This window comes from Paenibacillus sp. YSY-4.3 (assembly GCF_054767475.1).
Map to the genome: position 1 here is coordinate 1 of NZ_BAABMC010000004.1, position 12673 is coordinate 12673.

10 protein-coding genes are annotated in these 12673 nt (G+C 46.7%); 2 read left to right on the forward strand and 8 right to left on the reverse strand.

Annotated elements, in window-relative coordinates; translation table 11 throughout:
* Positions 1 to 289: 289 nt before the first annotated feature.
* Positions 290 to 1408 (reverse strand): HD-GYP domain-containing protein, encoded by a 1119-nt coding sequence (locus ACYUJT_RS14340; protein WP_460323339.1) that lies wholly within the window; start codon positions 1406 to 1408, stop codon positions 290 to 292.
* Positions 1409 to 1618: 210 nt separating this feature from the next.
* Between ACYUJT_RS14340 and ACYUJT_RS14345 the strand changes: the two genes are divergently transcribed.
* A complete protein-coding gene (locus ACYUJT_RS14345) occupies positions 1619 to 2074 on the forward strand; it encodes a hypothetical protein (protein ID WP_460323341.1) in 456 nt (151 codons plus the stop codon).
* 83 nt (positions 2075 to 2157) lie between these two features.
* On the opposite strand, the gene gyrA is transcribed toward ACYUJT_RS14345, so the two are convergent.
* The gene (gyrA, locus tag ACYUJT_RS14350) at positions 2158 to 4686 is read right to left on the reverse strand and encodes a DNA gyrase subunit A (RefSeq protein ID WP_460323343.1); all 2529 of its coding nucleotides are present in this window, start codon (positions 4684 to 4686) and stop codon (positions 2158 to 2160) included.
* Positions 4687 to 5025: 339 nt separating this feature from the next.
* Between gyrA and ACYUJT_RS14355 the strand changes: the two genes are divergently transcribed.
* Positions 5026 to 5805 carry a YheC/YheD family protein gene (locus ACYUJT_RS14355; protein WP_460323345.1) on the forward strand — a complete coding sequence of 260 codons (780 nt, stop codon included), beginning with the start codon at positions 5026 to 5028 and terminating at the stop codon, positions 5803 to 5805.
* An 88-nt stretch (positions 5806 to 5893) separates the two neighbouring features.
* Here ACYUJT_RS14355 and gyrB read toward each other — a convergent pair whose 3' ends face one another.
* From gyrB to dnaA, 6 genes are all read right to left on the reverse strand, one after another.
* A complete protein-coding gene (gene gyrB / locus ACYUJT_RS14360) occupies positions 5894 to 7807 on the reverse strand; it encodes a DNA topoisomerase (ATP-hydrolyzing) subunit B (protein WP_460323347.1) in 1914 nt (637 codons plus the stop codon).
* 50 nt (positions 7808 to 7857) lie between these two features.
* Positions 7858 to 8106, reverse strand: a complete 249-nt coding sequence (gene remB / locus ACYUJT_RS14365; protein WP_460324173.1) for an extracellular matrix regulator RemB — start codon at positions 8104 to 8106, stop codon at positions 7858 to 7860.
* A gap of 16 nt (positions 8107 to 8122) precedes the next feature.
* Positions 8123 to 9235, reverse strand: a complete 1113-nt coding sequence (recF, locus tag ACYUJT_RS14370) for a DNA replication/repair protein RecF (RefSeq protein WP_460323349.1) — start codon at positions 9233 to 9235, stop codon at positions 8123 to 8125.
* 66 nt (positions 9236 to 9301) lie between these two features.
* Positions 9302 to 9517, reverse strand: a complete 216-nt coding sequence (gene yaaA, locus ACYUJT_RS14375; protein WP_460323351.1) for a S4 domain-containing protein YaaA — start codon at positions 9515 to 9517, stop codon at positions 9302 to 9304.
* 67 nt (positions 9518 to 9584) lie between these two features.
* Complete coding sequence (gene dnaN / locus ACYUJT_RS14380; RefSeq protein ID WP_460323353.1) at positions 9585 to 10727, reverse strand: DNA polymerase III subunit beta; 1143 nt, start codon at positions 10725 to 10727, stop codon at positions 9585 to 9587.
* A 289-nt stretch (positions 10728 to 11016) separates the two neighbouring features.
* On the reverse strand, positions 11017 to 12363 hold the full coding sequence (gene dnaA / locus ACYUJT_RS14385) for a chromosomal replication initiator protein DnaA (RefSeq protein ID WP_460323355.1): 1347 nt from the start codon (positions 12361 to 12363) through the stop codon (positions 11017 to 11019).
* Positions 12364 to 12673 lie beyond the last annotated feature (310 nt).

Consider the following 12673-nt stretch of genomic DNA (forward strand, 5'->3'; position numbering starts at 1 on the left):
AGTGTTTGACTTGCTCATTTTGAATCTGACGAGATCAGATTTACATCTGACTCTATTTTTTAGATTTCACTTGCGTGAAACCCGCTCACTCGTTGTTCAGTTTTCAAAGATCAACTTCGTTTCTCGTTCGTTACCGTTGTTTCAGCGGCAACTCTTATAATATAACACTTGCTGCGAACAAATGCAAGAGTTTTTTTAAAATCTTTTTTTAGAAGTTTTAAATCTCAACTCTATCTGCTCTCGCTGCAGCAAGTATTACTATATCCTATTTCCTATCCTAAAAGCAACCCTAGGAAAGAACTTCCTCAATATACAAACTAGTATTCTGTATCAAATTAATAATTTCACCATCTACCGATACCATTGGCCGGGTAGGATGATTGCGGTCGGAGAATACAATTTCGCCCGTTGTACCGTTGCTAAGGAGCACTTTCATGCCGTTATGAAACTGCGTAACCTTCTCCACGAAGGTTTGCACGATACTCGGATCAAGCTTGCCGAATGCTTCGGACTTTAGCTGCTCCAGAACCAAATATGGCGACTGCGCTTTCCGGTATCTCCGATTAAGAGTCATTGCATGGAAAATATCCGCTACCGCTACAATTCTCGCATAAATATGTATTCTATCGCCTACCAAATGAAACGGGTATCCGGACCCATCCATTTTCTCATGATGCTGCAGCGCGGTTAGACGAACCCCTTCATTGATTGCCGACGTTTTTCGAAGTTGTTGATATCCGTAAGTCGTATGCATACGCATTTCTTCGGCTTCGCTCTCCGTAAGGGAATTTGGATTATACAGAATGAGCGGATCAATCTTTGTGTTCCCAATGTCATGCAGCAGACCGGCAAAGGCAACCTGCATCCAGTCCTTTTGCGGCAGGCCATACCACTGGGCAAGCAAATAGGACGTCATTGCAGAGAGAATGGCATTATGGTACAGGTAATCATATTCATTCATATTACGCGGCGTAAACGTCAAGACTTTATAATGCTTCAATTGGCTGAGCAATGCTTCTAATTGACGTCGCAGCTCATATATGGGCAGCTCAGCAGCCAATATAGACTGGAAGGCACTTTTTGTTAAATGAAGCATCCGGTCATATTCTTGATGAAGTGTGCTATTCGTCAATTGTACGGATTCTAGCACTACAGAAGTAGAAGATGCTTTTACTGAGGCTTTTTCCGCCTTTGTAGTCGTCTGAACGGATTTTGTCGTGTTAACATCCTTCGAGGACTTAAACGGCTCTTCGATTTCTACCTCCGAAATCAGGAACGCACGCAAAATATCCAAATCTCTCGGCAACAGCACCTTCCCCTTTTGCAATAATAATCCACCTAAGGGACTGTGTACGTTGCTTATAATTTTTAACCCGGGCTTCAGTTCCGTCACAGGGATCTTATTCATTACACTCTCTCCTCAACTCTTTACTTAGGATGTACTCCCTATGTATTCATTAAGAACTACCGACAAAATAGTACTATTGTCATTATAGTATGGCTGAATTGCCCCAACAATCTTCTTTTCGTAAAAGATCTCTTAAATTGTTAATTATTTTAATTTTGTGCGTAACAAAGCATTGTTTTCCGCGTCTAATTACCAAAAGGAGGTAATCCAATGGTTAAAAGATGGGGCATATCGATATTGGTAGTTCTAATCGTCTTTACCATGGCAGGCTGCATGAATGCTGCGGATAAGGCGCAGGCATGGCAGGAGAGCCCGCTCTTTCAATCTAATGGCTTCTCTATGATTGGAGAAGAAGGGCATATTGGATTTCTATATGACGACTCCGATGTGATGAGATTCAAACCTGATAAAGTTCAAAAATATATGTGGCACTTATGGGGTAATGAACAGGAGTTGGATGGAAAATTCAAAGTGATCGCAAGTCCTGAAGACGGGGGCGAGCCTGTAACCGTGTTGGCGGAGTCTTACCTAAGCGGCCCCAACAATGGGGCAATGCGTCATATTCCATCCCAGATGTCACTGCCTGCAAAGGGAATGTGGAAACTGGACGCCTATGTCGGAGATCTTTTATTTGGAACGATATTTGTGAAAGTACACGAAAGCTAAAGTATCTTAAGTATATAAAAATACAAAAAAACGGTACCCGTCGGGTACCGCTTTTTAGTAAGATGCTGCAAGAATTAACTTGCTTATTCCTCGGATGAATCCGTTTCGGTCTCGGTATTTGCCGTTTCCGGGCTTAATGCGCCTTCCGGATTGCTGCCGTTCTCCTCATTCTCAAGATCATCCTGCTCTTCGCTCTTATCCGAGCGGCAAACCGTAGCAACGGCATCATCTTCACGAATATTGATCAGCTTCACGCCCTGCGTGTTACGTCCCATGGTCGATATGCCTTCCATGCTTGTACGGATGAGCGTACCGCTGCTTGTAATAATCATCAAATCCTCGTCGTTCTTAACTACCTTCAGACCGACGACCGGACCGTTCTTCTCGGTGACGTTGATCGTCTTGATCCCTTTACCGCCGCGGCTCTGAATCCGGTATTCGGAGACAGGGGTACGCTTGCCGTAACCTTTGGTCGTTACGATCAGTATATCCTGATCAGGGACGATGACATCCATACCGATCAGCATATCATCCTCATCGAGCGTGATCCCTTTAACCCCGGTAGCTGCTCTACCCATAGAGCGGACATCACTTTCCGGGAAGCGGATGGACATCCCTTGAGCCGTCCCCATGATTAGCTCTTGCTGGCCGTCGGTAAGTTTTACATCGATCAGTGTATCATCTTCTCGCAAGTTCACAGCGATCAGCCCGCCTCTGCGGATGTTGACATAGTCCTCCAGCGGCGTCTTCTTGACGATCCCTTGGCGCGTCGCGAAGAAAAGATACTTTTCCTCATCGAACTTCTCTACCGGAATAACCGCGTTAACAGTCTCCCCTTGTTCGATCTGGATCAGGTTAATGATCGGCGTCCCGCGCGCTGTCCGGCCGAGCTCTGGAATTTCGTAGGCCTTCAGGCGATACGCTTTGCCTCGATCCGTAAAGAACATCAAGTAATGATGCGTATTCGTAACGAACAGATGCTCCACGAAGTCGTTATCCTTCGTATCCATGCCCACGACACCCCGTCCGCCGCGCTTCTGACTGCGATAAGTGGTCAATGGCAGACGTTTGATATAGCCGGTGTGAGTAATCGTAATGACGACATCTTCCTGCGGAATCAAGTCTTCATCGAGAATGCTCTCTGCACCAACCGTGATTTCCGTACGGCGCGGATCGGCAAAGCGTTCGCGAATTTCTTGAAGCTCATCGCTGATGATTTGCAGAACGAGCGATTCGTTCCCAAGAATCTCGCGATACTCGGCGATTTTCTGCAGAAGCTCATTATATTCTTCCTCAATCTTCTCGCGCTCCAAGCCGGTCAGGCGTTGCAGACGCATATCGAGAATCGCTTGCGCTTGCTCCTGGCTAAGGCCAAACCGCTCCATTAACCCTGTACGGGCAACTTCCGTCGTTCGCGATCCGCGAATCAGGGCAATGACCTCATCCAGGTTATCGAGAGAAATTCGCAATCCTTCCAGAATATGAGCGCGCGCTTCCGCTTTTTTCAGCTCGAATTCCGTCCGGCGGCGAATAACCTCCACTTGATGCTGCAAATAATGATGAAGTACTTCCTTAAGAGTCAGAATCTTCGGCTCATTGTTTACAATCGCAAGCATATTGATGCCGAATGTACTCTGCAAAGACGTATGCTTATATAAATTGTTCAGCACGATATTTGGATTGACGTCACGGCGCAGTTCAATGACTACACGCATCCCGTTGCGGTCGGATTCGTCCCGCAAATCGGTAATACCGTCGATCTTCTTCTCGCGAACGAGTTCAGCGATTTTCTCGACCAGTCTGGCCTTGTTCACTTGGTAAGGAAGCTCGTCCACGATAATGCGCGCTTTATTGTTGTTCTCTTCAATCGTCGTTCTGGCTCGCATGGTCACAGAGCCGCGACCCGTGGTGTATGCCTGACGAATGCCTGAACGCCCCATAATATAACCGGCAGTCGGGAAATCCGGGCCTTGGATATAATCCATCAGCTCTAATGAATCAATCTCCGGATTCTTAATCATCGCTTGAACCCCATCGATGACCTCGCCTAAATTATGCGGCGGAATATTTGTCGCCATACCGACCGCAATACCAGATACACCGTTTACAAGCAGGTTCGGATATCGTGCTGGAAGCACGACTGGTTCATGCTCTTCCCCGTCATAGTTCGGCATGAAATCGATCGTTTCTTTATTGATATCGCGCAGCATCTCCATCGCGATCTTGGATAAGCGCGCTTCCGTATATCGCATTGCAGCGGCAAAGTCACCGTCTATAGAGCCGAAGTTGCCGTGACCTTCCACAAGCATGTAACGCATAGAAAAATCCTGGGCCATCCGGACCATCGTTTCATATACTGCCGAATCCCCGTGCGGATGATATTTACCAATAACCTCGCCGACGATTCTGGCCGACTTCTTATACGGCTTATCGGGATACATCCCAAGCTCGGACATCGCATACAGAATACGACGATGCACCGGCTTTAAACCATCCCTAACATCTGGCAGAGCACGGCTGACAATAATGCTCATCGCATAATCCATAAAGGATTCACGCATTTCCACATTAATGTCCCGATCTATAATTTGCGAAAAATTTTCTTCCGCCATGCTGGACCTCCTTCAAATTCTATCCAAATGCCTATGTTCGGGAAAACCTTAAAAAACCGGCAAGTCACTAGTACCTATTATATTACTTTCACATTTTAAGCACAATTAAACGTATTTGTTTTCCCGGTAATCTACGCGTTATGAATGAAAAATAGTGATGTGTCCACTCCCATTGCTGCTTTCGTTCATATACTACGGATATAGGCATTTTCTTTACACGCCAATGAACCAACAAGATTCCTACATCTCATAATTATATCATTTTTTATCTCTTCTGTCCTATGTTTTCATCCATGAAGAAAATGTACAACAACCTTTCAAGAAAGGAAGGAAGATGAATTGGCGATTCAGCGAGTTGCGAGCAAATGGGAAAAGACCAAAACCCTGAACAAAAAAGAGCATATTATGCCTTACATTCCGGATACCCGTAAATACTCTCTTACCCACCTGCAAGACATGCTAGGCGCCTATAATATGGTCTACATCAAACCGGACTGTGGAACTTACGGCATTGGCGTCATGTGCGTGGAAAAGTGGAAAGATGAAGTCGACGAGAACGCTGCCCCATCGTACAAACTGAAGTTTGAGACCCAAACCGAAACTTATCCAAGTATAGAAGCCCTTCATCAAGCCATTAAAAAAAAAATCGGTCAAAAAACATATTTACTCCAAAAAGGAATTTCGCTATTAACCCATAGGCGCAGAAAATTTGACATTCGCGCCCTTGTGCAAAAAACGCCTCATAACACCTGGGAAACTACAGCTTTCATAGGCCGCGTCGCTGCCCCCCAGAAAATCGTAACCAATCACCATAGTGGAGGAATGGTTCTGCCGATCGAGGATTTGCTAGGTCCTTATTTGACGCCTGCACAATTCGCTAACCTATACAAGGAAATGAGGGCTCTCGGAGTTAGTGCAGCATCGCAGCTATCGCGCAAATATTCCCGGCTCAAGGAGATTGGACTTGACCTTGCCATCGATGAGAATTTCCGAGTGTGGATACTGGAAGTGAATACTAAACCTGCTCTCTTTCCTTTCAAGTGGCTGCAGGACAAAGGGATTTATAAAAAGGTTCGCCGATATGCAGTAGCCTACGGTAGGCTAAAATCCACGAAATAAGGATGATAAGACAGCTAAATCGCCACCGCGCCTTCAAGCCAAAAAAAGAAGGTGCTGTCCGTTGCAAGACAGCACCTTGTTATTCTGCTTATATATCCAAATTCGTCACGTATTTAGCATGCTCATTAATAAAATCACGACGCGGTTCAACGTTGTCGCCCATCAGCGTATCGAAGATCGCATCGGCCTGAATCGCGTCCGAGATGGATACCTGCTGCATGGTACGGCTCTCAGGATCCATCGTTGTCTCCCAGAGCTGTTCAGCATTCATCTCGCCAAGACCTTTATAGCGCTGCACGTTGACTTTGACATTCTCGCCAAACTCGGCGATGATTTCATCGCGCTCCTGTTCCGAGCCGGCATAACGTATAATTTTGTTCCGCTCGATTTTGAAAAGCGGCGGCTGTGCGATATAGATATATCCAGCCTCGATCAGCTTCCGCATGTAGCGGAAGAAGAAGGTCAGGAGCAAAGTACGGATATGCGCACCGTCAACGTCCGCATCCGTCATGATGATGACTTTGTGATAACGGGCCTTAGCAAGATCGAATTCTTCGCCGATCCCCGTCCCTAGCGCCGTAACAATCGCCCGAATTTCCGCATTGCCGAGAATACGGTCCAAACGGGCCTTCTCTACGTTAAGGATTTTACCGCGCAGCGGCAGAATCGCTTGGAAATGCCGATCCCGTCCCTGCTTGGCCGATCCGCCCGCGGAGTCTCCTTCGACGATATACAGCTCACTAATCGATGCATCTTTAGAAGAGCAGTCTGCTAGTTTACCTGGAAGTGCGCTTACTTCTAACGCGCTCTTCCGGCGCGTCAACTCACGAGCTTTCCGCGCAGCCTCACGCGCCCTCGAAGCCTGGAGCGCTTTCTCCAGAACTCGGCGTGATACGGCCGGATTCTCCTCCATGAACTCCTGCAGCTTTTCAGCGAATAACGATTCAACGATCCCGCGAACTTCACTGTTCCCGAGCTTCGTCTTCGTCTGGCCTTCAAATTGAGGCTCAGGGATTTTGACGGAAATGATTGCCGTCAACCCTTCACGCACATCATCCCCGGTTAGGTTGGAGTCGTTATCCTTAATCATGTTGTTCTTGCGGGCATAATCATTGATGATTCGGGTCAATGCGCTCTTAAAACCGGATTCATGCGTCCCGCCTTCATGCGTATTGATATTGTTCGCGAACGAGTGGATATTCTCCGTATAGCTGTCGTTGTATTGCAGCGCTACCTCTACGACGATCATATCGCGCTGTCCTTCGACGTAAATCGGCTCTTCATGAAGGACTTCCCTGTTCTGGTTCAAATATTTCACATATTCGTTAATTCCACCCTCATAATGGAACCGCTCGGAACTTCCCGTCCGCTCATCCGTCAATGACAAATTGATGCCTTTGTTCAAGAAAGCTAGCTCGCGAATACGGGACAGCAAAATATTATAGTCGTATACCGTAGTTTCTGTAAAAACCTCGGGATCGGGATAAAATGTCGTCTTCGTACCAGTATGCTCGCCCGCTTCACCAACGATGCGAATATCATACTGCGGCACACCGCGATGATATTCCTGCATGTACACATGGCCATCCCGCCGTACCTGGACGATCATCTTCGAAGAAAGGGCATTAACGACAGATACACCGACGCCGTGCAGACCGCCGGACACTTTATAGCCGCCGCCGCCGAACTTACCGCCGGCATGCAGGACGGTCATGACGACTTCTAGCGTGGAACGCTTCATTTTCGGATGTTCCCCGACAGGGATGCCGCGTCCATTGTCTGTTACGGTGATGCTGTTATCCGGATGGATCGTTACGTCGATCGTATCTGCATAACCGGCAAGCGCTTCGTCAATACTATTGTCCACGACTTCCCACACCAAATGATGCAGTCCACGGGAGCTGGTTGAACCAATGTACATACCGGGCCGCTTACGAACGGCCTCCAGGCCTTCGAGCACCTGTATCTGACTCTCGTCATACGATTGTTCGTTCATCGACATGCCTTCATTCACCTACTTCTATAGATTCAAATCCCTGCAAAGCAGGGCAGTTAAATTGCAAAAGATATATTGGCTTTCTTCTTGAGCGTCGCGGAAGAAATCGGTGAATAATAGACCGTAGATTTCGTCACTACGATAGACTTCGCTTCTTCCTCTCCGATGCGCTGCACGTTCTTCTCCTTGATCGCGTGGCTAACGAACTGCTTGGAAATCTTCGAGGACTTCTCGATGGAAATATCGAAGATGGCAACCAGTTCTGAAGAGAATATTACTTTCTCACCACCTAAGTGAATGTACATCTCTTTCCCCCGCTCATTATGAATTGACTTGTCCTTCATGCACATGAAAAATGCTGGCGTCCTGCAGCCGGCCCGCATTGATGCTCTCAATACCCGTTGCCGTTATGAACGTCTGCACTTTACTCTGAAAAGTCTCGATCAATTGAGTTTGCCGATATGGATCTAGTTCGGATAGCACATCATCGAGCAGAAGGATCGGATATTCCCCAATTTCCTCATGGATCAACTCGATTTCTGCTAATTTTAGCGACAATGCCGTCGTTCTTTGCTGTCCCTGGGAGCCGTACACCTGGGCTTCGTTCCCGTTAATATGAAACGCCAAATCATCGCGGTGCGGCCCGGAAAGCGTCATGCCACGGCGTATTTCCTGATCTTTCATTTGTGATAACTTTATCATAAATTGCTCCATTAGGACAGCTTCATCTTCTTCCTCGGCCTCTCCGAAGGAAGGCAAGTAGGATAATTCCAGCTTTTCGAGGCCTCCCGTGATGCCTTCATGAATCTGCTCCGCCCATTTCTGCAGCTTTCTTATAAATTGTTTCCTTCTTTTGATAATTTTAACACCGTGCTCCGCAAGCTGCTCATTCCAAATCTCCAGCATCGTCAACATTTCCGGTCCGGCCCCATAAGCCTGTTTTAGCAGATTGTTTCTCTGCATAAGTACCTTCTGATACTGCTGTAGATGGAACAGGTAGCTTGGCTGAACTTGGCCGATTTCCATGTCGAGGAACCGCCTGCGAATTCCCGGTGTTCCCTTGACAATCTCCAAATCCTCCGGAGCGAACATAACGACGTTCAACGCGCCGATGAAATCGCTGAGCTTGCGCTGCTCCAGGCTGTTTAGCTTGGCTCTTTTTCCCTGATGGGATAAACGGAGCTCCAGATTCAGTGTGCCGTATTTCTTCTCTACTTCCGCGGCGATGACCGCATGGTCGCTGCCGAAGGCGATCAGCTCTTTGTCCTTCGTGGTGCGGTGCGATTTGGTCAAGGCCAGCACGAAAAGGGATTCCAGCAAATTGGTCTTTCCCTGTGCATTGCGGCCGATCAGCAAATTGACATTACCAAAGCCGTTCAATTCAAGCGTCTCATAGTTCCGGTAATGCTCCAATCGTAAATGATTCACATACATGCGGTCTTAAGCCCCCTTCCTTCCCGCTGCGCCATATGAACGAATATGGCCTGCAGTCAAGGGACTTTATTGCTTGGCCACCTGAAACACGCCGCATCCTTCCACATCCACCATATCCCCTGGATACAGCTTGCGGCCCCGCCGATCCTCTGGCTCGCTGTTCACCTTGACAGCTGCCTCTTGCAGCAGCGCTTTGGCCATGCCTCCCGTAGGCACGCAATCCGCCAGCTTCAGAAATTGATCGAGCTTAATGTATTCGGTCGATATTCCGACTGTCTTCATGTAGATTCTTCCTTTCTCCTTATCGTGCTTGGCGTTCTAGGCAGTTAAGTCCCGCCTCGTCCAGCGATTAGTTCGTCGTGCGGTAAGGAAGGATGAGGTACAGGCTTTGGCTGTCGTCCAAAGGCTTGATTATGATTGGGCTCATAGCGCCCGTAAAGCCGATATGCAGCTGCTGGCTCTCGACCACCTTCAGCACGTCGAGCATATATTTTGAGTTAAAAGAAATCCGCAGCGGATCACCCTCAAATTTAGCGACTTCGAGCTGTTCCGTAACCTTTCCGAGCTCAGACGAGCTGGAGGAAATTTCAATCGTTCCGTCATCCATCGTTTGCAGGCGAACAATATTCGTCTTCTCTTCTCGAGAGAGCAGATAAGCACGGTCAATGGAATCGCTCAATTTTTTCGTATCCAGCACGAGTTCGGTTTTATAGGTTGTCGGAATAATCTTGGAAGTATCCGGATAAGTCCCATCCAAAATACGGGTATAAAACAGTATCCGGTCGATTTTAAACAACACTTGATTGTCTGCGACAACAATTTCAATCATGGTGTTCTGATCGGGAATAATTTTGCTGAGCTCGTTCAGCGTTTTACCCGAAATTACGATGTTGCTGAACCGGATATCGTCGGCATCAGCCAATACGGCTGTACGGCTGGCCAGGCGGTGACGGTCGGTAGCGACGAATTTGAAATGGTTATCGCTTAAGTTCCAGAGTATACCGGTCAAAATAGGCGATGTTTCGTTTGTCGAAATGGAAAAGGCAGTTTGCTTGATCATGTTCTTGAGCAGATCGCCCGGGATCATAATGATTTGATCCTCTTCGACGCTTGGAAGCACCGGGAATTCCTCCGGATCTAGTCCAACCATTTGAATATCCGTGGAACCGGAGCGGATTAGTGTTTGGAAGCCCTCTTTAACCTCCATTTCAATTTCTTGAGAAGGAAGCTTTTTAATAATCTCTACGAAAAATTTAGCCGGCAAAACAACACTGCCTGGACGCTCGACTTGAACGATTTGCTTGTCATGATCCTCGGCTGGAATAAATGCTTGAATTGAAATATCCGTATCGCTGGCGGTTAAAGTCATGCCTTGGAAATTTACCTCTAGTTTGATACCTGTCAATATGGGAATCGTCGTCCGGCTGGAAATCGCCTTAGAAACGTGTTGAATGGATTCATTTAATTCATGCTTAAGAATGCGGATTTTCATAATTTCAACTCCTAACAAAATTTATGTAGCTAGTCATGTCATAAAAGTTATCCCAAAAGCATACATTTCAATTATATCGACAAAAAGTGGGCGAGAATTTCGTGGTGCCACAATTAAGCGAAGATTTGCTCTGTTTCGCCTGCGGCATTAAGCCGCTTATTTATGATGATATATCTTTATAAATAATAGAAGAAGTAGTAGGGGCACTGAATATGTGGATAACACCCCTAATTATATGAAATGAAGCCTATCCACATGTGCATAGAATGTGCATAGGCTTAAAGCTTATTCAGGATAAATTTTTAATTTTTTCGATCAGGTTGTTCACAATCTTGTATAATTCCTGGTCGGTCTTCAGGGCTTGGGATATTTTGTCATGCGCATGGATGACGGTTGTATGGTCTCGGCCGCCAAAGGCGTCGCCGATTTTTGGCAATGAGAAGTCGGTAAGCTCCCGCGATAGATACATGGCGATTTGCCTCGGAAAGGCGATCGCTTTTGTTCGTTTGCGTGCTTTGAAATCTTCGATTTTCAAATTATAGTATTCGCCGACTTTTTGCTGAATGTCTTGAATGGTAATCATTTTGGGACGACTGGATGGGATGATGTCTTTCAATGCTTCAGCGGCCAGATGGGTGGTTACGTCCTGATTAATCAGGGAAGAGTAGGCAACAACCCGTATTAAAGCTCCTTCAAGCTCCCTAATGTTCGTATCGATTTGATTGGCGATATACATCATCGCTTCATTCGGAATGTCCAAATTCTCCGCTTTGGCCTTCTTGCGCAGTATTGCAATCCGCGTCTCCAGATCCGGCGGCTGGATATCGGTGATCAATCCCCATTCGAACCGTGATCTTAACCGTTCCTCCAGCGTAGGAATTTCCTTTGGCGGCCGGTCACTGGAAATGATGATCTGCTTGCGCTCTTCATGCAGCGCGTTGAAGGTATGGAAAAATTCCTCCTGCGTAGACTCTTTGCCCGCCAAAAATTGAATATCGTCAATGAGCAAAATGTCGATATTCCGGTATTTATTGCGGAAACTCTCGGCTCTGTTGTCCCGGATCGAGTTGATAAATTCATTTGTGAATTTCTCCGAGGAGATATAAACCACCTTGCTGCTGGGGCTATGCTCCAAAATATAGTGGCCGATGGCATGCATCAAGTGGGTTTTGCCGAGACCGACGCCTCCATACAGAAATAGCGGATTATAGGCCCGCGCCGGAGCTTCGGCAACGGCAAGCGAGGCGGCATGAGCGAACCGGTTGCCTGATCCGATAACGAATGTGTCGAACGTGTATTTCGGATTAAGCATATGTGAAATGGGTTCATCCATCGTGATCGGTGCCGGTGTCTCTTTCTGCTTCTGGGTCTGCTCTGCAGGAGCCGATTCCTCAATCACAAAGGAAACATCGACCTGCTTGTCGAGGTATTCATATACGGTTGTAGCAACCAGCTTGGTATACCGGCTCTCCAGCCACTCCACGGCAAACGTCGTCGGGGCGGATATGACAATGGAGTCATCGCTGAGAGACACTACCTTCGTTGCTTTGAACCAGGTGTCGAAGCTGGGTTTGCTCAGCTTGGAATTAATAATGGATAAGATATGCTGCCATATTTCGGAGGTATGGCTGTCCACAGACTGTCACTCCTTTTAAATCTTACATTTGTGGCTTGAGCCATGCAGAACGAGTCGAAAAAAAGCATAAATAAAGGGGACTGTTATCCCCATTGGTCAGAAGGCTATTCTAATTATAAACGTGGATAATTTAAAATTGTTCACAATGTTATCCACAGGCTGTTGATAATTATGTTGTTAACATATAGATATTCACATTAAAAGCAATCTAATCATAGCAAAATAAGCCTTGTATTTCAATGTTCAGCGCCAAATTATCCACAAATTCAATAACTTGTGTATAATTTTAATCCACACCACTACATATTGT